Source organism: Tatumella sp. UCD-D_suzukii (assembly GCF_000611875.2).
GTDB lineage: Bacteria > Pseudomonadota > Gammaproteobacteria > Enterobacterales > Enterobacteriaceae > Tatumella > Tatumella ptyseos.
The window spans coordinates 238,737-260,627 of the sequence record NZ_JFJX01000001.1 but is presented as its reverse complement, the minus strand read 5'-3'; the positions used below and the strand labels follow the sequence as shown (position 1 = coordinate 260,627).

Annotated in this window: 20 protein-coding genes and 3 tRNA genes; 11 read left to right on the top strand and 12 right to left on the bottom strand. The window is 53.3% G+C overall.

The window, feature by feature from the left end:
- Window positions 1–27 precede the first annotated feature (27 nt).
- The 3 genes from nadR to serB all read right to left on the bottom strand — a co-directional run bounded on the left by nadR (window position 28) and on the right by serB (window position 3,791).
- Window positions 28–1,287, bottom strand: a complete 1,260-nt coding sequence (gene nadR / locus CG67_RS01260) for a multifunctional transcriptional regulator/nicotinamide-nucleotide adenylyltransferase/ribosylnicotinamide kinase NadR (protein ID WP_025901167.1) — start codon at window positions 1,285–1,287, stop codon at window positions 28–30.
- 126 nt (window positions 1,288–1,413) lie between these two features.
- Window positions 1,414–2,799, bottom strand: coding sequence for a DNA repair protein RadA (gene radA / locus CG67_RS01255; RefSeq protein ID WP_025901166.1), 1,386 nt, complete (start codon window positions 2,797–2,799; stop codon window positions 1,414–1,416).
- Window positions 2,800–2,813: 14 nt separating this feature from the next.
- Entirely contained in the window at window positions 2,814–3,791 is a 978-nt protein-coding gene (serB, locus tag CG67_RS01250; RefSeq protein WP_025901165.1) for a phosphoserine phosphatase, read from the bottom strand.
- 119 nt (window positions 3,792–3,910) lie between these two features.
- Between serB and CG67_RS01245 the strand changes: the two genes are divergently transcribed.
- From CG67_RS01245 to CG67_RS01225, 5 genes are all read left to right on the top strand, one after another.
- Window positions 3,911–4,609, top strand: coding sequence for a YtjB family periplasmic protein (locus CG67_RS01245; protein ID WP_025901164.1), 699 nt, complete (start codon window positions 3,911–3,913; stop codon window positions 4,607–4,609).
- Between the two features lie 482 nt (window positions 4,610–5,091).
- Window positions 5,092–5,619 (top strand): lactoylglutathione lyase, encoded by a 528-nt coding sequence (gloA, locus tag CG67_RS01240; RefSeq protein WP_025901163.1) that lies wholly within the window; start codon window positions 5,092–5,094, stop codon window positions 5,617–5,619.
- A gap of 40 nt (window positions 5,620–5,659) precedes the next feature.
- On the top strand, window positions 5,660–7,123 hold the full coding sequence (locus CG67_RS01235; RefSeq protein WP_025901162.1) for an aldehyde dehydrogenase family protein: 1,464 nt from the start codon (window positions 5,660–5,662) through the stop codon (window positions 7,121–7,123).
- A gap of 73 nt (window positions 7,124–7,196) precedes the next feature.
- Window positions 7,197–8,090: an AEC family transporter gene (locus CG67_RS01230; protein ID WP_025901161.1), complete on the top strand. Its 894-nt coding sequence runs from the start codon at window positions 7,197–7,199 to the stop codon at window positions 8,088–8,090.
- Between the two features lie 25 nt (window positions 8,091–8,115).
- Window positions 8,116–8,991 (top strand): LysR family transcriptional regulator, encoded by an 876-nt coding sequence (locus CG67_RS01225; RefSeq protein WP_025901160.1) that lies wholly within the window; start codon window positions 8,116–8,118, stop codon window positions 8,989–8,991.
- Window positions 8,992–9,008: 17 nt separating this feature from the next.
- On the opposite strand, the gene yjjG is transcribed toward CG67_RS01225, so the two are convergent.
- Genes yjjG through CG67_RS01210 form a run of 3 tightly spaced genes read right to left on the bottom strand, consistent with a single transcriptional unit; the run spans window position 9,009 to window position 10,544 of the window.
- A complete protein-coding gene (gene yjjG, locus CG67_RS01220) occupies window positions 9,009–9,695 on the bottom strand; it encodes a pyrimidine 5'-nucleotidase (RefSeq protein WP_025901159.1) in 687 nt (228 codons plus the stop codon).
- 26 nt (window positions 9,696–9,721) lie between these two features.
- A complete protein-coding gene (gene rimI, locus CG67_RS01215; protein WP_025901158.1) occupies window positions 9,722–10,162 on the bottom strand; it encodes a ribosomal protein S18-alanine N-acetyltransferase in 441 nt (146 codons plus the stop codon).
- Window positions 10,134–10,544 carry a DNA polymerase III subunit psi gene (locus CG67_RS01210; protein WP_025901157.1) on the bottom strand — a complete coding sequence of 137 codons (411 nt, stop codon included), beginning with the start codon at window positions 10,542–10,544 and terminating at the stop codon, window positions 10,134–10,136. The genes rimI and CG67_RS01210 overlap by 29 nt, the downstream gene beginning before the upstream one ends.
- Before the next feature lie 104 nt (window positions 10,545–10,648).
- Between CG67_RS01210 and rsmC the strand changes: the two genes are divergently transcribed.
- The 4 genes from rsmC to CG67_RS01190 all read left to right on the top strand — a co-directional run bounded on the left by rsmC (window position 10,649) and on the right by CG67_RS01190 (window position 12,155).
- Complete coding sequence (rsmC, locus tag CG67_RS01205; protein WP_025901156.1) at window positions 10,649–11,680, top strand: 16S rRNA (guanine(1207)-N(2))-methyltransferase RsmC; 1,032 nt, start codon at window positions 10,649–10,651, stop codon at window positions 11,678–11,680.
- A 154-nt stretch (window positions 11,681–11,834) separates the two neighbouring features.
- A tRNA-Leu gene (locus CG67_RS01200) sits at window positions 11,835–11,921 on the top strand.
- A 33-nt stretch (window positions 11,922–11,954) separates the two neighbouring features.
- Window positions 11,955–12,041 (top strand) — tRNA-Leu (locus tag CG67_RS01195).
- A gap of 27 nt (window positions 12,042–12,068) precedes the next feature.
- Window positions 12,069–12,155 (top strand) — tRNA-Leu (locus CG67_RS01190).
- Window positions 12,156–12,271: 116 nt separating this feature from the next.
- Here the strand turns inward: CG67_RS01190 and CG67_RS01185 are convergent.
- Complete coding sequence (locus CG67_RS01185) at window positions 12,272–12,550, bottom strand: DUF1435 domain-containing protein (protein ID WP_025901155.1); 279 nt, start codon at window positions 12,548–12,550, stop codon at window positions 12,272–12,274.
- 187 nt (window positions 12,551–12,737) lie between these two features.
- Here CG67_RS01185 and CG67_RS01180 point away from each other — a divergent pair, with 187 nt between their 5' ends.
- Entirely contained in the window at window positions 12,738–13,196 is a 459-nt protein-coding gene (locus tag CG67_RS01180; protein WP_025901154.1) for a YbaK/EbsC family protein, read from the top strand.
- 45 nt (window positions 13,197–13,241) lie between these two features.
- Here the strand turns inward: CG67_RS01180 and CG67_RS01175 are convergent, their stop codons facing one another.
- Genes CG67_RS01175 through CG67_RS01165 form a run of 3 tightly spaced genes read right to left on the bottom strand, consistent with a single transcriptional unit; the run spans window position 13,242 to window position 16,709 of the window.
- Window positions 13,242–14,246, bottom strand: a complete 1,005-nt coding sequence (locus CG67_RS01175; protein ID WP_025901153.1) for a nucleoside hydrolase — start codon at window positions 14,244–14,246, stop codon at window positions 13,242–13,244.
- Window positions 14,227–15,291, bottom strand: a complete 1,065-nt coding sequence (locus tag CG67_RS01170) for a LacI family DNA-binding transcriptional regulator (RefSeq protein WP_025901152.1) — start codon at window positions 15,289–15,291, stop codon at window positions 14,227–14,229. Before CG67_RS01170 ends, CG67_RS01175 begins: the two co-directional genes overlap by 20 nt.
- A 47-nt stretch (window positions 15,292–15,338) precedes the next feature.
- Window positions 15,339–16,709, bottom strand: a complete 1,371-nt coding sequence (locus tag CG67_RS01165) for an MFS transporter (protein WP_025901151.1) — start codon at window positions 16,707–16,709, stop codon at window positions 15,339–15,341.
- Window positions 16,710–17,348: 639 nt separating this feature from the next.
- On the opposite strand from CG67_RS01165, the gene opgB reads away from it, so the two are divergent.
- Window positions 17,349–19,652 carry a phosphatidylglycerol--membrane-oligosaccharide glycerophosphotransferase gene (opgB, locus tag CG67_RS01160; protein ID WP_038024508.1) on the top strand — a complete coding sequence of 768 codons (2,304 nt, stop codon included), beginning with the start codon at window positions 17,349–17,351 and terminating at the stop codon, window positions 19,650–19,652.
- A 59-nt stretch (window positions 19,653–19,711) separates the two neighbouring features.
- Here the strand turns inward: opgB and CG67_RS18700 are convergent, their stop codons facing one another.
- Together CG67_RS18700 and CG67_RS01150 are read right to left on the bottom strand one after the other, a co-directional pair.
- Window positions 19,712–20,095, bottom strand: a complete 384-nt coding sequence (locus CG67_RS18700) for an RcnB family protein (protein WP_371190655.1) — start codon at window positions 20,093–20,095, stop codon at window positions 19,712–19,714.
- Between the two features lie 398 nt (window positions 20,096–20,493).
- Entirely contained in the window at window positions 20,494–21,795 is a 1,302-nt protein-coding gene (locus CG67_RS01150) for an LLM class flavin-dependent oxidoreductase (RefSeq protein WP_025901148.1), read from the bottom strand.
- Window positions 21,796–21,891 lie beyond the last annotated feature (96 nt).

Genomic DNA, 21,891 nt, shown 5'->3' with positions numbered 1-21,891 from the left:
TGGCTTTTTTTATGGGCATCCTGCCCTTTACTGTTTACGGATAACCGGGGGCTGCTCTGCCGGATGTTCCAGCATATGCTTCACCAGTTCAATACAACGAAGAAAACGTGAGTCATAGTCATCTTCCTCGACCCGGACATAATCGATATTATTCTCGGCCAGCATATCCAGTAACAAACCCTGAAATTCCCGGCGATCCACCGAACTCCCCAGGCTACGTAAACCATCAGCGACCCAGGGCACATTATTTTCGAGCACGATCACCAAATCAAAACGGTATTCATCGATCATCGCCTGAACAAAGGGATGTCGCCGCCCTTCATATTTAAGACAGAACGCCTGAGTGGTCACAAAATCCGTATCAATAAAAGCGACTTTGTTCGCATATTTTACTGCAAAATCAATATACTGTGCCTGACCGAGGGCAATCTTATCGTAATCTGAATATTGCAGTGCGATCTCATCGCCCCCCAGATGGGAGAAGACATAATCCCGCCCGTATTCCCAGGCACTGGTGGTATTGAAAATATTCGCCAGTTTATTCACCAGCGTCGACTTACCACTGGACTCTCCCCCCAGTAACGCCACCTTACGCACAAAGAAAGGCTTCACTTCGGTAGGAATGTATTCCCAGTAACGGAAAGGATCCTGACGGATTTGTTTACCACTGATATTCATAAAAGAACGATCCGGGTCAACCAGTACGGATTGTATCGACAGGAACTTTTCAAACATCGGCGCATCAGCGGCTTCGCTGGTATATACCCTGTCAGGCGTAATACCATGCTCCGACATAAAGTTGGTCATCCCGCGGCTCCAGACATCCCAGCCATGAGGATACGGCTCCATCCCTTCTTCGTTAAAAGAATGAATACGGATGTTTTTCTGATACTTAAACGTCTGGAGTAACCAGCGCAGGCGATCACTGGTGGTCGGCTGTTCTGACATGGCGCTGTTTTCAAACAGCAGACGATCCCGCGGGTCATCGTGTCCCATGATGATATGCAGCTCATCCACCTGACTGCAGGCTCGCTGGATAAGATAGATATGTCCGGTGTGTAACGGATAGAACTTACCGAAAACCACCCCGACGGTCTTCTCCCTGCGCGGGAACTCCAGACCGAGGAAACGATGTAAGGCTTCCAGCTTACGGGCACTCGGGCTGTTAATTTTTGCATTAATCAACTGGCTCAGGTAACCCTTAGTCATATCACAGGCATCTGCCACTTGTTGCAGTGTATGCCCCTGCTGGCGGATTGCCGTTTTTAAATAATCGTAAGTCGACATTCAGTGCCTCTTAATGATTCGCAGGCAGAGCGTGTCTGTCACTCTGCTCCGGGGACTGACGCTGCAGGCTTAACTGCAGCACTGAATACTGCCGTTAAGCCGGGAAAAGCCTCTGTCTGCCCGGTATCAGGCCAGTTCGTCGAAGATATCCAGCGCATCAGCCAGTTTTTTCACACTATAGACTTTCATTCCTTCCGGGGCTTTTTTCGGGACATTGGCCGCCGGAACGATCGCACGCCGGAAGCCATGCTTGGCGGCTTCACTGATCCTTTCCTGTCCACCCGGGACAGGACGGATCTCGCCCGCCAGCCCGACTTCACCAAAGATAACCAGATCCTGAGGCAATGGACGATCCCGCAGGCTGGAGACCAATGCCAGTAACAGCGCAAGGTCAGCACTGGTTTCTGTCACTTTCACCCCACCGACCACATTGACAAACACGTCCTGGTCAGCCATTTGCAGGCCGCCATGCCGGTGAAGTACCGCCAGTAAAATGGCCAGCCGGTTCTGTTCCAGGCCCACCGCCACACGACGCGGATTCCCCATCATCGAATGGTCAACCAACGCCTGAATTTCGACCAGCAAAGGACGCGTTCCTTCGCGGACCACCACGATAGCACTGCCGGAGGTAACTTCCTCACCGCGGGACAGGAAGATAGCGGAAGGGTTACTCACCTCGCGCATCCCCTGCCCGGTCATCGCGAACACGCCCAGCTCATTCACCGCACCGAAACGGTTTTTATGGCTGCGCAACGTCCGGAAACGTGAATCCGCATCACCGTCGAGTAACACCGAGCAGTCAATGCAGTGCTCAAGCACTTTCGGGCCGGCCAGTGAACCATCTTTTGTCACATGTCCGACCATAATGATGGCGACGCCCTGCAGTTTCGCAAAACGGGTCAGATAAGCGGCCGTTTCCCTCACCTGGGCAACACTGCCAGGGGATGACTGAACATCCGCCATATGCATCACCTGGATAGAGTCGATCACCATCAGGCCCGGTTTTTCTTCGCCGGCCACCTGACAGATTTGCTCAATGCTGGTTTCTGACAGCATATTCAGGTTTTCAGTCGGTAGCCCCAGACGATGAGCACGCATAGCTACCTGCTGTAATGACTCTTCTCCGGTCACATACAGCGTTTTCATTTGCTCTGACAACTTACAAAGTGTCTGTAACAATAACGTGGATTTCCCGGCTCCCGGGCTACCGCCAATCAGGATTGCACTGCCCGGGACCACGCCACCGCCCAGCACCCGGTCGAATTCTATAAACCCGGTGGAAAAGCGGGGCAAGGCTTCAAGGCTGATTTCCGAGAGTTTCTGTACCTTAGAAACACCGGCACTCCCTGCATATCCGGATAACCGCTCACTGCGGGCCGCTGCAGGTGTAGAGGCGATACGCACCTCAGTGATACTGTTCCATGCCTGACAAGCACTGCACTGCCCCTGCCAGCGGGGATAATCAGCGCCGCACTCATTACAGACATAGGCACGTTTTGCCGCTTTGGCCAAAACTACTCCTCAGCTTATCGTTGTTCGTGAATCAAACCACCGCTCAGAATACACAGTACCCCGAGCAGGGATGCATGACGGATGGTGACCCGGGCTTTTTCATTCACCTTAGGCTTGGCATGATATGCAATGCCCAGACCGGCGGCTTTCATCATCACCAGATCGTTCGCACCATCGCCAATCGCGACTGTCTGCTGTGGCGGGATCTCAAAGCGTGCAGCCAGTTTTTCCAACGTCACGGCTTTATATTTTGCATCCACGACCTGACCAATGACATTACCGGTAAGACGGCCATCAAAGATCTCCAGCTCATTCGCGGCCACGGCGACCAGATCGAGTTCGTCACGCAGGTAATCGGCAAAGAAGGTAAAACCCCCGGACGCTATAGCGACCTTCCAGTCATACTTCTGCAGTTCGCTAACCAGATAACGCAAGCCCGGCATCAACGGCAGTTCATCACGCACCTGTTTGAGTATGCCGGCATCGGCACCCTTCAGGGCGGCCACCCGCTGACGCAAACTGTCTTCAAAGTCCAGTTCTCCGCGCATGGCGCGTTCTGTGACTTCCGCGACCTGTTCGCCACACCCTGCCAGTCTGGCGATTTCATCGATACATTCAATCTCTATCGCCGTGGAATCCATATCCATCACCAGTAACCCGGGGGTTTTCAGATGCGGAAGATCCCCTAACGGGACGACATCCAGCCCGCTGTCATGGGCCAGTTTACTGGCTCTTGGTGTCAGCGAACCGGCCAGCCGGATTACCTGAACATCATCAACAGACCAGCCACTGACGATCACCATCGCAGCCCCTAAACGGTGCTGATAATCGGTCAGACGCTGTTTATCCAGCCCCTGTCCGTAAAGTAACCAGCCGGTACTCCCGGCACGATAATCCAGTGGCATCACTTCATCACCACTCAGAGATAAAGGCAGACCCGGCCATTGCGCAACATTCGCAGGCAGATCGCACCAGGTAAGACGGTTAGGCATCAGAACTCCTGTAGGGGGACAACAAAACCACGCAAGAGGCTACCCTGACTGCTGCTATTCTGGCAACATAAACCATAAGTCATCGCGAATATTCACGTCAGGAATGAGACCCGCCGCCCATGGCACAGCAAAAAATGAAGATCAATCTGCACCGGACAGTGACCACGCTGGTCTGTCTGGCATTACTGGTATTACTGATGCAGGGTGTTTCCTGGTTTAGTCAGAATCATCAGAAAGTTCAGTCAACGCAGGTAGAGGAACTGGCTCAGACGCTCTCCCGGCAGGTCACTTTTAGTCTCGAACCACTTATGGATGACAGCAACGAACACCTGGTGCGTATCAATGCCATTTTAAAGCAGCTGACGACCGATAGTCGTATCCTTGATGCTTCTGTCTATGATACTACCGGCACCATCATCACACAAAGCGGTGAGAATATTACAGTGCGTGACAGGCTGGCTCTGGATGGTCAGCGAGCCGGCAGCTATTTCAACCACCAGCTGGTAGAGCCTATCGTCGGGAAAAATGGTCCGCTGGGTTTTCTGCGTATTACTCTGGACACACATGTGCTGGCGACTGAATCCCGGCAGGTAGATAACACCACCAACATCCTGCGACTGATGCTGTTGCTGGCATTCGCGATCGGCCTGGTCCTGAGCCAGACATTACTCAGGAACCGACGGACCCACTGGCAGCAATCGCCTTTTTTACTGACTGCCAGCCAGCCCGTCCCGCCGGAGGACCCGGCAGACAGCACCGGGGAACCCGCTGCACCTCCGCATACTGCCGCAAAAAAACCGGGCGCACCTGAACGATAGCGCCTCCGGAAAAAACGCATAGCCGCCGGACCGCTCCGGCGGCCTGAGTTTACTGGTCTCCGCTGCCCGGGCTTACCCGGCCGGATGACCCAGCCCTGCCTTCCTCCTGATATTCGCTGGCTGCCCTGAACCGACTCAGCTCACTTACTGGTCTCCACTGCCGAAGCTCAGCTCTGCGGTGTCATCTCCCGGCTGTTGCTACCCGCTTTAATGGCCCTGACTGCCCCTGCACACTGCGTATTTCGCGTCGCTTCACTAAAAGTGAATTACTTTTTACTAAAAAAGTTAATACCGTGCACTCCGCTTATCTGCCAGGCTTATTCCATCAGTCACGGGGAAGGAAGCACCAGGTTTTGCGGGGGATCGTCACACCGTTGCACGCAGTGCCTTCCACCCCCGCCGGGATGATCGCGGAGCCCTGAATGCCCCTCCGCCGGTAATGATAATCACCCGGTTATTCATCAACGATGAGGGATTTGACCATGCCATTATCTGACTTAATTGATAAATACCGGATCAATGCGGGCGATAACCTGCTGGCCGCCGGTTATGTTTTCAATCACACGATGATCCGCGTGAAAGACCTCCCGGTCGCTATTGATTTTTATAGTCGTGTTCTCGGGTTTATTCCTGTGTATGAGGAACGCTTTGAGGAGGCGGCGTTTACCATTGTTTACCTGGTCCGCCGACCGATTGCGGAAATTCCGCAGGATGACGAGGTACTCAAAGAATGGGTATTAAGTCAGCCTGGTGTGCTTGAGCTGACCTGGAACCACGGTACAGAAAAAGAAGCCGGATTCAGCTATCACGATGGTAACAGTGACCCGCAGGGGTTTGGCCATATCTGCGTCACCGTACCGGATGTACGCAAAGCCTGTGAACGCTTTGAGCAGCTATCCGTGCCTTTCCGCAAAAAATTATCTGAAGGCCGGATGAAATACGTCGCGTTTATCAAAGATCCTGACGGCTACTGGATTGAGATCCTGCAACCCACCCCGCTCGCGGACTAACGCCTTATTTTCATTTCTATCCCTAAGCTAAGGAGTGTCTATGACTCACCTGTTTAAGCATCTGCTCCCTGAACAACCGTCGCATTTTATCGATGGTCAGTGGGTTTCCGCGTCTGAAAGCGATGAGGTTCTTAACCCGTCGACCGGTAAAGTGATTACGCGGGTCGCTACCGGGGATAAAACAACCATCGACCAGGCCGTCAGACAGGCCGCTATAGCCCAACAATGCTGGGCTAAAAAGCCTCAGCCGGAGCGCGCGGCCTTCCTTGAGGCCTGGATTGAACAGGTTAAAGAACATGCTGAGGCACTGGCTCATTTGCTGGTGACAGAACAAGGTAAACCTTTAAGTGAAGCCCGCGGCGAAGTCGATATGGCGCTGACCATGTTGCGTTACTCGGCAAGCTTTGCCTGGAGAAATCAGGGTGAAGTCCTGGCAGCCAGCGCCCCGGGACAGCACTCCGTAACCCGGGAAGTCCCTCTGGGTGTGGTCGGAGCCATTACGCCCTGGAATTTTCCGCTCGCCCTGTTCATCCGTAAAACCGCCCCTGCCATCGTGGCCGGAAACACCATTGTGGTCAAACCCAGTGAGGTCACGCCTCTCAGTGCACTCGCTCTGGCCACGCTCAGCCAGAAGGCGGGCATCCCGGCGGGCGTAATCAATGTGGTCTGCGGCACCGGACGCGTCGTTGGCGATGCGCTGGTAAAACATCCTGACACCGCACTGATTACCATGACCGGTTCTACCGGTGCCGGTAAACAGATAATGAAAAATGCCGCAGAGAAAGTGATCCCGGTGTCACTGGAACTGGGCGGCAAAGCGCCCTTCATCGTGATGGACGATGCAGATATTGAGCGGGCAGCTACCGATGCCCTGAATGCGCGGATGTCAAACTGCGGTCAGGTCTGTATCTGTAATGAAAGAACCTATGTCCAGCGCGGGGTTTATGACGCCTTTATTCAGGCGCTGCAGAAAGCGGCGGCCGGCGTGGTGGTAGGTGATCCGATGGCAGAAACGACGACCGTCGGCCCTAAAGTCTCTGTACCGGAAAAAGAACATGTGGAACAACTGATGCAGGAAACGCTGCAGGAAGGCGGCAAAGTGATATGGCAGGCGGAATTACCCCGCGATCCTGAACTGCAGGGAGGAAACTGGGTTGCACCCGCCATCGTCACCGATCTGCCGGAAAATGCGCGCATCCTGCGGGAAGAAGTGTTTGGTCCGATATTACCGGTGGTCGTCTTTGATACGCCTGAGGAAGTGATTGAGAAGGCCAATGACTCCGAATACGGGCTCAGCTCCTATCTTTACACCCGGGACCTGTCAGTTGCACTGACACTGTCTGATGCCCTGGAATACGGTGAAGTCTATATCAACCGTCACGGACCTGAGGAGATCAACGGGTTCCATGCGGGATGGAAACTCTCCGGTCTGGGAGGCGACGATGGCGAACATGGCTATCAGTTATACGTAAAACGTAAAACCGTCTATATCGATTATCACTAATCGCACGCGGGGAGAGCCTCTCCCCGCCTGGCGGCAACGCCGGGGACCGTGCAATATCATGACAGGAACGCCCATGAATATGTTACTGGTCCTCTGTCTGCTGATTGGCGCAGGTGTCCGTTGTACGGGCCGCTATCCTCAGCAACTGGTGCCTTCAGTAAACTGGTGGCTTATCACCATTGCCCTGCCCTGCGTTATCCTGACATTAATCCCCCATACCCACTTTGACAGCACCGGGCTGTTTCCGGTACTGAGTATGTGGGTGGTCTTTCTGGGCGCTCTGGTCATTGCCCTGCTGGCATGGCGTTTCGCTGGCTGGTCACGGGAAGTGTGTGGCGTACTGGTCTTAGTGGCCGGTATCGGTAACACCTCTTTTATGGGGTTTCCGGTGATCTCCGGCTACTACGGAGCGGACGGGCTGAAGATAGCGGTTATCGCCGATCAGTTAGGCAGTTTTATTATCCTGTCCACAGCAGGTGTGGTGACGATGGCGCTCTGCTCGGGAAGCGGGATCAGCCTGCGCAGTGTAGCCACACGGATTGCGACCTTTCCGCCGTTTATCGCTCTTATCGTAAGCCTCGCACTCAAACCTTTTGGCGGATTGCCGGAAATACTTCAGACCCCTCTGACCACCATTGGTGCCACCATGACGCCGCTGGCTCTGTTCAGCACCGGTTTACAAATCCGGCTTCGGCCACCACGTCTGTTACTCGGCCCACTGATCACCGGCACCTGCTGGAAGCTGATTGCCGCCCCCGCCGTGGTCTGGTGGTTGTCCGCCGGTTTTTCGTCACTCAGCCATGAGGTCGTCAGTGTTTCACTACTACAGGCCGGCATGGCACCGATGATTGCAGCCGCCATGATGGCACAACGGGCAGGGCTCAGACCGGAACTGGCCAATGCCCTACAGAGTTACGGTATCCTGTTTTCATTCATCACGCTGGCCGCCTGGCACAGCATCTTATAGCGATTATGTGTATGACGGAGTCAGCATGCTATTAAAACTGCATCAGTTAAGTTTTTTCTGCGCACTGGTGGAAGAAGGCAGTATCGCAGCAGCCGCAGATCGGATGTGCTGTGTTCCGTCCAATGTCAGTACCCGTATTAAAGAACTGGAAGCCAGCCTGGAAGTACCATTGGTTAACCGTGATAAACAGCGTCTGACACTGACGCCGGAAGGTCGTGCTTTTTATCCGAAAGCACAGCAGTTACTGGAGCAGAGCCGGCAATGCCGGACCTTTTTCCAGCATGCCTTGTTGCAGGGTACACTCCGGATGGGAGTCCTGGACGTGGCTCTGAAAGGCCGGTTACAGGCACCGGTCATCAGCTTTATGCAACAGAACCCTCAGGTACAGATTAATATTTGCTGTGATTCGTCGTTACCGCTGATGGAGAGATTACTTCGCGGGGAGCTGGATATGATTCTGGTCGATGGTCCGGTTCAGCATCCGGCACTGAAAACCCGCTTTTTCGCGCCGGAAAGCCTGTCGCTGGTCACCCATCTTCCGGATCAGCAGCAGTTTAAGGCCCGGGCCGCGGGGCTGACCTTGTTCAGTTTTGGTGAAAGCTGTTTCTACTATCTGCAGGCCCGCCAGTGGCTCAGTCAGCAGGCTCTGAGCTATTCACGGCAGGCGGATATTGAGTCCTATGACCTGATACTGAATGCCGTGCGCCAGGGACTGGGGTTTACCGTCATGCCGCAGACATTTATTGCCGGTAACCCCGCGCTGGACGGGCTTTATCACTTTCCGCTGGATAACCTGCCGCCCTGTGACATCTATCTGGCAGCCCCGGCCGCCGAACAGTCAGCGCTGGCGCAGACGTTTTATCGCCATCTGCTTTCAGAGGCTGCCGCCAGCACATCGTAACAGCCTGGCATCGGCTCTTATTCGCGGCCGGTTAATAACTGCTGTAATCCGGCCAGGTTCGGTACCTGCCAGGTCGGGTGGAGAGTGTCCGGCAGAGTCCGGACGCCATGATCCAGCCAGCAGGTTTTCATTCCGGCATTGATCCCCCCCAGAATATCAGACTCCGGGGTATCGCCGACCATCAGTACCCGTTCCGGTGCCGGGTTGCCCAGCAGTTGCAATGTATGTTCGAAAATCATACGGTCCGGTTTCGCCACGCCGACCTGCTCCGAAATAACCAGGGCATCAAAGTAATCCCCAAATCCGGTACGTTGCAGGCGGGCCTGCTGTAAGGCCGTGAACCCGTTAGTGATGATAGCCAGTCTGACTTTGCCTTTTAAACTGTCGAGTAAGGCTGCCGCACCGTCCAGGGGCTGACAGATATCCGCCATCGCCAACAGAAATTGGTTATTCAGGGTTTCCGGTGACACATTCAGACGGGTGGCCCAGGGGATAAAACGTCGGGTCTGCAACTGTGCCGCTGTAATTTTCCCGTCCTGATAATCGACCCAGAGAGGTTTATTGACCGCCTGATAGGCCTGATAGTCATCTGCGGAAAAAGCGACATCATAAGCCTGAAACATCTTCTGTAACCCGCGAAAGGCATCAAAAGCAAACAGGGTTTCATCAGCATCAAAAATGATGCAATCCAGAGTATTAAGCATGAAATCTCCGCGAAATTGGGGGCTGATTACAGTACCAGCGCCATGATAAGTGCGTCTTCACGGCCGGTTGCGGTCGGATAGTAACGTGCTCTGCGGGAAACCTGGTTAAACCCCATCTGCTCATAGAGCGCTATCGCGGCAGCATTGGACTCACGAACTTCCAGCCACAAGGTAAGGACACCACGCTCTGTCAGCAGAGTCACCAGATGTTCGAGTAACTGCCTTCCGAAGCCACGACGCTGGAAATCCGGGTCGACCGCAATATTGAATAACGAGGCTTCATCGAGGACTATCTGAGTAATGGCAAACCCTGCCATTTTTCCGTCAGCATCCAGCCGCAGGTTGAGGTAACGCTCGCCGTGATTACCGGCAAAGGTGTCAGCCGACCAGGGAAAGGCGTGGCTGCGCTGCTCTATCGCCAGCGCCAGCGCCTGATCTTCAGGCGCGAGAAGAGAAATGACTGTCATAAGTTGTTATTTGTTGCCACAGGTTACGTTTCGCTTCGCTGTTATCAATAAGTTCTGCCAGTGGCGGAGTGGTCAGTTGTACCCCCGCATACTGTTTTTCGGCCGGAACCCCCAAAAGCCATACAGCACAGGGGACCGGAGCCGGCAGCATAGAAAGTTGCCGCTCTGTCAGTATTAATAACTGATGCTCATTAAGGGCCAGAGTACGCAACACGTCCTGCATAAATGCAGGTGTCAGAGAGAGTGTCTCTGACGTGACAATCACCAGCCGGGTTTCCGGTCGCAGACGAACAGCCACCTCCCCCCGGAGCACCCGTGGGCGATGTAAACGATATTGCGTAATACCCATCTGCTGTAATAACCAGTCGCGCCTGCCTGCCATGCATTTATCCGTCCTGAAGAAGATTGCGTGTCTATGCTAGCAAACCCATCGTACATGCGCCAACAAACCACTATAATCATCGGGCTAAAGCATAAGGAGCCAACATGTCCGTATATACACCGGCCAGTGAAGTCATACTGCGCCACAGTGAAGAATTCGAAACCCGTCATGTTTTATTTGCCGGGGACCTGCAGGATGACCTGCCCGCACATCTGGTGACGGCTTCCCGCAAAGTTCATACCCAGCAATATCACCACTGGCAAAAACTGAGCCAGCTGATGGGTGAAGATGCCAGCTTCAGCCTGGTGGCCGATGCCGCCATGGTCAGTGGCTGCGATACTCTGGTGTATTACTGGCCGAAAAATAAGCCGGAAGCTCGTTTTCAGTTACAGAACCTGCTGTCACTGCTGCCCGCCGGTTGCGATATCTTCGTCATCGGCGAAAACCGCAGTGGCGTACGCAGCGCAGAAAATCTGCTGGCCCCGTGGGCCCGCTTAGAGAAAATCGACAGTGCCCGTCGCTGTGGTCTGTATCACGGCCAGCTGGAGACTCAGCCGGCATTCGATATCGCTGAATTCAGAGAACAGTATCAGACAGATACCCTGACCATTGATACTTTACCGGGCGTCTTCAGCCGCGATGGCCTGGATAACGGCAGTGCGCTGCTGCTTTCCACTCTGACACCACATACCAAAGGCAAAGTGCTGGATATGGGGTGTGGTGCGGGTGTGCTTTCCGTGGCGCTGGCAAAACATTCACCGAAAGTTCGCCTGTGGCTGACCGATGTGAATGCCGCCGCTTTGGCCGCCAGTGAAGCAACGTTAGCGTCAAACGGTGTGGAAGGTGAAGTCTTTGCCAGCAACGTGTTTTCAGACGTCAGCGGCCGTTTTGATATGATTATCTCTAACCCGCCGTTCCATGACGGATTACAGACCAGCCTGGACGCGGCCTCGTCATTGATCCGCGGCGCGGCAAAACACCTGAATACCGGTGGCGAACTGCGAATTGTGGCGAATGCCTTCCTCCCTTATCCGCAAATCCTGGAAGAAACTTTCGGTAACCACGAGATCCTGGCACAGACCGGTAAATTCCGTGTCTACCGCAGTGTGTACGGCAGAGGCAGCCGGGCAAAATAATACCGGACGTCCCTGACGCCGGTAGTGCTTATGGCAGGCTGCTGTTTTTTACAGCGATCACACCCCCGTCAGCGAAATATCAGTTGACGCGGGGTGTAAAATCTCTACAATGCGCCTCCGTGGTAACAATACAATCTTTTTGTATTGATGGTATGCGAAGGTGGCGGAATTGGTAGACGCGCTAGCTTCAGGTGTTAGTGTCTTAACGGACGTGAGGGTTCAAGTCCCTCTCTTCGCACCAAAAACCACAAGTTTCATCATTATCCTGAATACTGCGAAGGTGGCGGAATTGGTAGACGCGCTAGCTTCAGGTGTTAGTGTCTTAACGGACGTGAGGGTTCAAGTCCCTCTCTTCGCACCAGGACAATAGATGAACAGACAACACGATGCGAAGGTGGCGGAATTGGTAGACGCGCTAGCTTCAGGTGTTAGTGTCTTAACGGACGTGAGGGTTCAAGTCCCTCTCTTCGCACCACGTTGTCTTCACTTCTGAGTTTTTCTGTTATCCCCCTTTCTGTTTTATTTTCTTTGTGTTACCTGCCAGCTGTTCCCGTTATTCCGGGGTTATCCGTATTGCGTATCTGATACGCGTTAAGAGAAATTCACCACCATCGCTGCCACACCGCCTGAAACGACCAGGCAGGAAGGAAGTAACAGGTAATGACGTAAACGGGGATGCAATAGCATGACCAGCGTCAGTATCAGTGCCATCAGCATAATGATCCGCCACTGCTCAAATCCCGGATGCCAAAGTGCAAAGACCGGCATTGCCGCACAAGGCAGCAAAACGCCCCAGCCACTGTCTATCTTTTTGCCCATTATCCAACTGAATATCCACAAGGATCCTGAAGCTACCATCGCCATTTCCATCAATGAACCCTCTTAACGAGAATGATTTTCACTATCATATGATAGGAGTTATCATTTTCAACTTCTTTTATGCTTCCGCAGCACAAAAAAGTTTTTTCACTGAAGTCGGTGTAATTTCCCGCTGAAGCGTTTACAGCCTCCTCCGCTTATGGCAATTTTTAAATCTGAAAAATTCCTGGAGAATAAAATGAGTCTGCAGTCGGTACAGCAGTTCTTTGCTGAGCATGCCCCGGATATTGAAGTCATAGAAGCCGCAGAAAGTACCGCGACTGTCGATATGGCAGCCCGGGTCCATCAGGTCGAACCGGGACAAATTGCCAAAACCCTGTCACTGAAAGTGAAGCAGGAGATTATTCTGGTGGTGATGAGCGGAAATGCACGGCTGGATAACAAAAAGCTGAGAACCACCCTGGGAGCCAAAGCCAGGATGCTCAGTGTGGATGAAGTTATCAATGCGACCGGGCATCCGGTCGGCGGCGTCTGCCCTTTCGGGCTGGAGAATCCGTTAACGGTCTATTGTGATGTTTCGCTACAGGCGTTCAGCGAAGTGCTTCCTGCCGCCGGCAGCACCCATAGCTGCGTGCGTATCACGCCACAGCGTATGGCAGAACTGACGGAAGCCCGCTGGGTGGATGTCAGCCAGTAACGCCCGGACGATCCGATGGCCGCTGCTATCGGTTCCCGGCACCAGTCATCCGGATGGCCCTTCTGCCACCGCTGGAGGACTGAGCACTCGCTCCAGCAGGCTGAGTAATAATGCGTTATTGACCGACGTCAGAATACGGACGTCGGCCCCCTCATCAGGATCAATGCCTACCCCTACCCGCAATGGCTGCCGGTAACGCCAGCTTTTTCCGCGCGTCAGGCCGGGGCGTATCTCAATACCGGCACGAAAATTCTCTGCAGTTGCCACCTGCGGGTCCAGCAGCCAGACCACCACCAGCACATCATGGATCCAGCTCCCTTTCAGATGCCGGGTAAGCATTGAATAGGTTATCCAGGGTGTCAGGGTGTCACGAACAAACCGGGCCAGCGGGGAATGACCGGCAGTGATCCGCAGTAAATCTTCCTGCGTCAGCAACGTATTAACTGTCACATCCATCGGCACCAGCGTAATTTTTGCCCCGCTATTCAGTACCAGAGACGCGGCTTCCGGGTCCAGTCCAAAATTAGTATCTTTAATATAATCATCCAGGTGAAAGACACCGCCCATGATAATAATTTCTGCGACGGCTTCCGCCATCTGCGGAAAACGTTGCAACGCATGGGCAATATTGGTCAGCGGACCCAGCGCCAGCAGGGTCACCTCTCCCGGTGAGGCACAGATACATTCGGCCATCCGCTCTGCAGCATGACGTGGATAGTCTGAAAACAGAGCCGGCTGGCGGACAGAATCCCACAAATACCCGAGAGAAAGTGCATCGACCCGGGTATCCAGTTGGCGACGCCACTCTTCTTCCGGCTCGCAGAGCGCCCGCTCAGCACCACAATAGACAGGTACTGTTAAGCCGCAACGCCGGACCAAATCCGTCACCACCCGGGCTCCGGTCATTGCCGGGGTATTTCCGCTGACGGTGGTGACCATTTCCACCGTCAGATCCGCTGATGCCAGCGCCAGCGCGAGAGCTAAACCGTCATCGGTGTTCGCCCCGGCAATCCCGTTTCCGGGGTCACAATCAATAATTATCCGTTTCATATTTCCCCCGGCCTGACTCAGTTAAAGGGGAACCGGCGGGGCACCCGCAGGACTCACCGACGTCAAGATAATGCCGGATTTCATGCAATCCGGCATCTGCCTGCCACGTATGGAGCAGTCGGATAGCCGTCGCCGCAATGTCAGCAATGGGCTGACGAACTGAGGTCAGTGAAGGCAGGAGATAAGCGCCCTGATCTGTCCCGTTAAAACCCACTATCGCCAGGTCGTCCGGTACCCGTATCCCTTGCTGGTGAAAGGCCCTCAGGCTACCTGTGGCCATTTGTTCATTACAGATAAACAGCGCCCGCGGGTATCCCGGGCCGGCCAGCAGCTGCAAGGCGGCCTGATATCCCCCGTGGCGCGTATAATCGGCAGGCACCACCCATTGCGGATTGATGGCTAATCCGGCATTACCCATGGCATCAATCCAGCCCTGTAAGCGGTCGCGGCTATTCAGCATCCGGGCAGGCCCGGTGATGATCCCGACCTCACGATAACCATGACTCAACAAATGTGCCGTCGCCTCTCTGGCGGCCTGCCGTTCATTCATGCGTAAAACTGAAACCCCGGGTTCCGGCTCCACACCGTCAAGCATCACCACCGGTGTACCATTACGTCGTATCATATCAGTATGCGGGTGGCGGTCGGCACTGATATAGATGAGCCCGTCCACCTGGCGGTTCAGTAATCCCTGAATGATCTCCCGTTCCCGCTGACAATCATCTCCGGAATCCCCCAGTAGCATGACATGACCATAACGCATCGACTCCTGTAAAAGTTCATGGGCCAGAGAAGCAATAAACGAATTAGAAATGTCCGGTACCACTACCCCGAACGTGCGACTGGTTCCGGAAGCCAGAGCACGGGCAATGCTATTCGGTTGATAACCTGTCTGCCGAATGGCTTGCAGTACCCGCTCCCGGGTCGCTTCTGCCACCGGACGTGGCCCGTTATTAATCACATAACTGACCACGGCAACCGACGTACCGGCCAGACTGGCAACGTCTTCCCGTGTCACTCTTCGCTGAGTTAACCGTTTAACCACATACTCTCCTGTTTTCTCCGGCCGGAGACACGTCCCGGGTGAGTCCCCTAAATCGCGTCATCCGGCAAATTCAGGTCCCGGCCCCGGGTTTCAGGTGCAATAAACGTCGTCACAAAACCGATACCTGCCATCAGCGTAAAATAGACGGCAATGGCCCACCAGTGCCCGAAGTATGACAGCAGTGCCGCAGCCACCAGCGGCGCTGTGCCGCCGGAAACAATCGATCCCAGTTCTTTGGCGACGGCCATTTTGCTGTACCGGTGGGTGACACCAAACAACTCTACGCCCCATGCCGCCTGTACCCCGAAAATCCCCAGAGAAGCCAGTGCCATCCCGACAACAATCGTTGAAATGACAATCCACGGCTGATGACTGTCCAGTAACATGAAGGCTGGCCAGGCATAAATCATTAATAGCAGGCAAAAAATACGATAGAGTTTCCGGCGGCCATAACGGTCGGAAAGCCAGCCTGCCAGCGGGATCACTAAAAAGCCCAGCACAGAGGCGATGAAAACAGCGGTGGTCGGTACTGATTTATCCATCATTAATACTTTGGCGACATAACCGACCATAAACCCCTGAGCCAGATAAGAAGGGCCATTTTCGCCAATTCTCAGCCCGATCATGACCCAGAAAGCTTTACCGGGGCCACAGGGTTTCTTCCTGCTCAGTGATGCCGTTTGCAGGGTTTGCTGACGCTCTGCCATCAGCTTTTTTTTACGTTGCTCAAAGACCGGGGTTTCACGTACCGAACGGCGCATCCTCAGAGCCCCGAGTGCAATCAGAAAACTGCACAGAAACGGGATCCGCCACCCCCAACTGATCAGACTTTGATGATCCAACTGAACCACCAGCAACCAGACGACAGAAGCTATCAGGGTACCGCTGTTGGAACCCAGGGCGATGACGGATGCGACCAGTCCACGCCGCGCAGGCGGGGCATATTCTCCCAGCATCACCGTCCCGCCGGATAACTCAGCCCCGGCACCGAACCCCTGAGTGAAACGCAATACCACCAGGCAGGCCGGGGCCCAGAGGCCGATAGTCCGGTAATCCGGGATAAGACCTATCAGCATGGTGGACAATCCCATCAGCAGGATGGTGATCACCATCACTGACTTACGTCCGTGACGATCCCCCAGCCAGCCGAAGAAAAGTGCCCCGATGGGCCTGGCAATAAAGCCCACCGACCAGGTCGCGAAACTGGACAGTAACGCCATGGCGGGTGTGACTTCGGGGAAAAAAACATCGCCGAAGATAATTCCGGCGGCTAAACCGTAGAGTGCGAAGTCAGCATATTCCATCGCGGTGCCAAGCCAACAGGAAAACGTCGCCCGCCTGAAATCACGGCGTGCTTCACTCTCTTCTGTCAGGGTCAGCGAAGGATGAGAGGTTGGATGTCCGGGGGGATGTGCCATCACGGAGTACTCCCTGTCGTTTGGGTCAGAAAGGGACTTACTGTGGCACTGAGTGAAAAACGCCCACAGTTAGCAATATTTCTCCGGCATACGGAGATCAGAAGAAATTCCCTGGTGTCGGAATATTCGCTTGTCATTTTTGCCAGTCTTAGATGACTAATCATTTAAATGTTACAAGAGCAACTGAATGGCCGGATTACAGCGATTTTTTTGTGGGCGTTTTTCGGCAAGGATTTTATCTACGCGCGTAGATAAATCAAGAAAAAACGCACAGAAAATCCATTGTGTTTTATAATCAACAGAAGTCTTGCTGTTTAAATGAATTAATCGTTCAGTTATTGAGATTAAAATCACATTTTTAGTGTGCAATGAATGCAATAGCTTCCCTGCACGGCAGAGAAAATTAGCGTAAAGATGTGTCAGTAATATGACACCCTTCCGCGATAGTACCGAACGAAAAAGATATTTTTATCTCAACTTCGCGATCTGGTTCAAAAAATTTTCGAATAAACAAAAAACAGGGTTCTTATCCCCGGCGAAACAGCACATTGCCAGGCATAAAAATCTGCAACATCCGTCCGGTATACGCCGGTGTCCGGTCTTCAGGTCAGGGCGGTAACCTACTCTTTGCAGGAGAGCATTTTGGTATCAGAGCTTATTTCAACAGGATTCTTTGCGGCCTCGGTCGTGATCTATGCCCGTAAAGCCGGTCGTCACCGGCTCTGGTTTGTTATTATTACTCTGTTGTTAATGAGCTTTCTTCTACTGAATGCGACGTTATTTGCCAGTAATTACTTTACCGGTAACGGAATTACCGAAGCCGTTCTTTATACCGTCACAAATAACCTGACCGGGGCCGGTACCGCCCGCTATCTATTACCGGCATCCGCATTAATCCTCGTGACAGCACTCCTCTTTCTGGTACTGACCCGTATTCTGCGGAATAAAAATAAGCACCATGCTGGCTGGAGTATTTTTGCCTGTCTGCTGGCCGGTCTTTCTATTAATACCAGCCCGGCTTACCAGCAAATAAAATCGCTCGTCGCCTCGCATTCATTTCAGGAAGGGTCTGATTTTGATGACTATTATAAAGTCCCCGATAGCAAGATTAAAAAACCTCACCTGAATCTGGTTTATATTTATGCGGAAAGCCTGGAAAGAACCTACTTTAATCAGCAAGCCTTCCCGAACCTCGCTCCGGAACTGATGCAGCAGATGCAGTCAGGTATCGATTTTACGTCGACTGAACAATTACCCGGTACCGACTATACCATCGCCGGTATGGTGGCTTCGCAATGCGGGATCCCCCTGTTTGCTCCGTTTGAGGGGAATGCTTCGTCTTCTCTTTCCAGTTTTTATCCGCAAAATATCTGCCTTGGCGATATTCTGAAAAACTCCGGATACCAGAACTGGTTTATTCAGGGGGCCGATTTACGCTTTGGAGGAAAAGATATCTTCCTGCGTTCCCACGGGTTTGAGCCGCAACATATGGAAGGGTCAGAAGAACTGAAAACCCAGGTAGCAAACCCCGGGTACAGGAATAACTGGGGATTTTATGACGATACAGTTCTGGATAAAGTTTTCGATAAGTACCAGCAACTGTCGGCACAAAACCAACGCTTCGCTCTGTTTGCGCTGACCGTAGACACCCATCACCCGGATGGCTTTATCTCTGCCTCTTGCCAGCGAAAAAGCTATCCGTACGAGGGAAAAAATAATCTTTCTTTCAGTGCCGTGGCCTGTTCTCAGGAACATATCGCGCGACTGATTGAGCGGATAAAGCAGTCACCTGGCTTTAAAAATACGGTAATTGTTGTCGGCTCAGATCATCTGGCGATGAACAATACGGCATACCGTTATCTGACCCGCTATCCGCGCCACGATACCTTTTTTATTATTCGCGGGGATAAGCCCGAAACCGTTACCCTGAACAGCAAACGTAACACCATGGATAACGGTGCAACCGTCCTGGATATCCTTGGCGGCGATAATTTTATTGGTCTGGGACGCAGTACCCTTTCCGGTACCTCTCTGTCACAGGTGTTTGATAACCTGTCGCAGAAAGTTCTGCAGTGGAAACCGGACATTATTCAGCTCTGGAACTTTCCCCGAAAAATAGATCACTTCACTGTCGATCCGCAGAAAAATACCCTGAGTTTTTCCGGCTCCACCTTCCGGTTGCCGGTGCTGATTAAAGTCGATGCTGATAAAGTCGAACCTATTCCTGAAGGCGTCTATGCCGAAACTCTTTCTGCGCGGCTCAGCCGGTTTGCCGCCGGGGATAAATTCGTCTGGGTCGATAAATGTTATAAAGCCGGCCGTCTGTGGGCGCCGTCGCTGGCATTGACTGATGCGCTTTGTTATACCCACGGTCAGTTAGGGGGCACGCCGGAAGTCACCGAACTCGGGGCCGGTCTCTACCAGGGCAAAGTCATCTTCCCGCCCACCCTTTCTTCGGCAGACCACTATCAGCAAGCCCTATCCCTGCTGAAAATGCCGGACAACACTATCCGGTACCCTTCGGCAGTCTATCTGTTCAACCTGCCCGGTGCGCCGGAATCGGTCGAATCCTTTAGCGGTCTGTCCCGCAATGAGGGCTGGGGCCGCTGGTCCAATGCGAATCTTGCACCAGCCGTAACGCTGACCTATAAAGCGCCTCTGCCGGCGGCCTTCACGCTGCGGATCACTGCCAAAGGTTTTGGCCCGAATATCGGCAAGCCTGTGCGGGTGACGGTCGGTGGTCAGCAACAGACCTTTATCCCGACAGCAGAATTAACCGGGTATCAACTGCACTTCACCCCCCCGGCCGGGAGCCGTGTGATTACCCTGACTCCGCCGGAACCCGTTGAAAGTATGCTGGATAATATTATCGGGCAGGATCCGCGTAAGCTGGGGATAGGCTTGCAGTCATTACAGATAGTCACTGATGACAGCCAGCCCTGACAGGCAGGAGCGTTCAGTAAAAGCGAGGGGGCATTGCGCCCCCTCCGTAACATGGCAGATTAACGGTAGATAATATCGCCGGAAATAATACGCAATATTTTCCCTTCCGCATCCGTGATCAGGACGTAATCACCGCCCATGTAAGTCCAGTGACTTCCGGCGACCGGTGCCGGTAATTTTCTCAACTGCCATTTGGCAATATTGTAAGTCGCAGAACGATACAACGGCGGAACAACATCGCCGATAGCATAGTGATGGAAATCACCAAAAACAGTGTCACGATCCAGCGGATCTTTTGACGTATCTGAAGGCGCAGTCGCGGGAGCAGATGCTGCAGGCGCTTCTGCCGGTGACTGAGAGGCTGCCGGTGCCTGAGTGGCCGTAGCCGCAGGCGCAGAAGTGACCGGTGTTACAGGGGCATCTTCCGCGTTGACCTGACTCACACCCAGTAAACTCACTGACATCAGCATGACAGATGAGGCTAAAACAAACGGCTTACGCATAAAAACTCCCTAACAAACTTTCCCACGACGGGCAGTAATAAAGGCTACAGGTTATCACTATGGTTTATAGCTTATCCGGCGCTAAGTAGAACAGCATTACGGCGCTTTTTCCTGTACTCATCTGTGACAAGGTTTTGCAGAACATCAGTAAAAATTTGCTGAAGACTTCCCCCTGCCGGTGACGCCGGCCAGTCACCGCGTCAGGATCATTCTGCTAACGCTCCCTGTGGTTTCCGTAAGGATACCGCCTGACCGGCAGGCACTAAGGGTGCATATTACCGGATAATAACACGATCAGCCTCACACGCACGCTATCGGTTTCTGGTTTAGATAGCAGGTTACACGGCCGGGAGCCCCAGATTTTCACGTAATGTACTGTGGGCATAATCCTGACGGAACAAGCCACGACGACGCAGCTCCGGGATCACTCGTTCGATAAACAGATCCAACTGTTCCGGCATAATCGCAGGCATGATGTTGAAGCCATCCGCACCCCCCTGGTTCAGCCATAATTCAAAATCATCGGCGATATCTTCTGCTGTACCGATGATCACCCGATGCCCGCGCGATCCGGCAGCAATCGCTGCCAACTCGCCCAGGGTCAGGTTATCCCGCTTCGCCATATCCAGCATCAGCCTGACACGGCTCTGGTTCCCCTCTCCTAACGGAACGTCGGGCACCGGCCCATCCAGCGGGTAACCTGATAAATCGACCCCGAACCGCAGCGATAACTGACTGATCCCGTTCTCAAGGTCAACCAGGGTATTCAGTTGTTTCCATAGTGCATGGGCTTCCTCACGTGTACGTCCGACAACAGGCATCACTCCCGGCATAATCACCACATGGGAGGGGTCACGCCCTGCTTCCCTGATTTGCTGTTTCTGAACACGGTAAAATGCCTGTCCTTCTTCCAGCGTGGCCGATGCCGTAAAAATAACTTCTGCTGTTTCGGCAGCCAGTTTCTGGCCATCCACAGAGGAGCCTGCCGTGATGATCACCGGACGTCCCTGAGGGGAACGGGTGATATTCAGCGGGCCCTGAACCTGAAAATGCTCACCGCGATGATTCACAGCTTTTATTTTTTCATCGACAAAATAGCGGCCAGTCTCTGCGTCTGGCTGAACTGCCCCTTCCTCCCAGCCATTCCATAATTTACTGGCGACATCCAGGAACTCGCGGGCCCGCCCATAACGTTGGGCATGGTCCGGCATATCTTCACGGCTGAAATTACGTGCCACATCATTTGAAAATGACGTGACGACATTCCAGGCTGCCCGGCCGCGGCTGATATGGTCAAGTGAGGATAAACTGCGGGCCAGAGTAAAAGGATCACTGAATGTGGTGGATGCCGTGGCAGCCAGACCAATACTTCGGGTCTGTACTGCCAGAGCCGATAACAGTGTCAGTGGCTCCAGCCGCGCCATTGTTGAAGGTAAGCGGTACATGCTGGTCGCCAGTGCATCACCCACAAAAAACAAATCAAAAGTTCCGGCTTCAGCTTTTTTTGCCAGGGTGATCAGCCAGTCGATGTCGGTAGGTGCCCCTGCATTATCGGTTAAACGCCAGCCACTGACATGATGTCCGAGAGGCTGTACAAAAAGGCCCAAACGAAGGCGGCGCTGAGTCTCTGAATTTTCCATAGAATCTTCCTGAATATTCTGTTGCTGAAATAATCACGGTCTTTTTTCCGGTTGAGAGTCTCTGCCCGCCGATTTACTCCCCATAAAAGATAAAAA

Bases quoted from the DNA above. Each gene is read 5' to 3' on its own strand.
- CG67_RS01180 (WP_025901154.1), top strand. From the start codon at position 12,738: ATGAGTCTGCAGTCGGTACAGCAGTTCTTTGCTGAGCATGCCCCGGAT.
- CG67_RS01210 (WP_025901157.1), bottom strand. From the start codon at position 10,544: ATGGCAGGCAGGCGCGACTGGTTATTACAGCAGATGGGTATTACGCAA.
- rsmC (WP_025901156.1), top strand. From the start codon at position 10,649: ATGTCCGTATATACACCGGCCAGTGAAGTCATACTGCGCCACAGTGAA.
- CG67_RS01165 (WP_025901151.1), bottom strand. From the start codon at position 16,709: ATGGCACATCCCCCCGGACATCCAACCTCTCATCCTTCGCTGACCCTG.
- CG67_RS01185 (WP_025901155.1), bottom strand. From the start codon at position 12,550: ATGGAAATGGCGATGGTAGCTTCAGGATCCTTGTGGATATTCAGTTGG.
- serB (WP_025901165.1), bottom strand. From the start codon at position 3,791: ATGCCTAACCGTCTTACCTGGTGCGATCTGCCTGCGAATGTTGCGCAA.
- nadR (WP_025901167.1), bottom strand. From the start codon at position 1,287: ATGTCGACTTACGATTATTTAAAAACGGCAATCCGCCAGCAGGGGCAT.
- CG67_RS01175 (WP_025901153.1), bottom strand. From the start codon at position 14,246: ATGAAACGGATAATTATTGATTGTGACCCCGGAAACGGGATTGCCGGG.
- CG67_RS01230 (WP_025901161.1), top strand. From the start codon at position 7,197: ATGAATATGTTACTGGTCCTCTGTCTGCTGATTGGCGCAGGTGTCCGT.
- CG67_RS01225 (WP_025901160.1), top strand. From the start codon at position 8,116: ATGCTATTAAAACTGCATCAGTTAAGTTTTTTCTGCGCACTGGTGGAA.
- CG67_RS01150 (WP_025901148.1), bottom strand. From the start codon at position 21,795: ATGGAAAATTCAGAGACTCAGCGCCGCCTTCGTTTGGGCCTTTTTGTA.
- yjjG (WP_025901159.1), bottom strand. From the start codon at position 9,695: ATGCTTAATACTCTGGATTGCATCATTTTTGATGCTGATGAAACCCTG.
- rimI (WP_025901158.1), bottom strand. From the start codon at position 10,162: ATGACAGTCATTTCTCTTCTCGCGCCTGAAGATCAGGCGCTGGCGCTG.
- CG67_RS01235 (WP_025901162.1), top strand. From the start codon at position 5,660: ATGACTCACCTGTTTAAGCATCTGCTCCCTGAACAACCGTCGCATTTT.
- gloA (WP_025901163.1), top strand. From the start codon at position 5,092: ATGCCATTATCTGACTTAATTGATAAATACCGGATCAATGCGGGCGAT.
- CG67_RS01245 (WP_025901164.1), top strand. From the start codon at position 3,911: ATGGCACAGCAAAAAATGAAGATCAATCTGCACCGGACAGTGACCACG.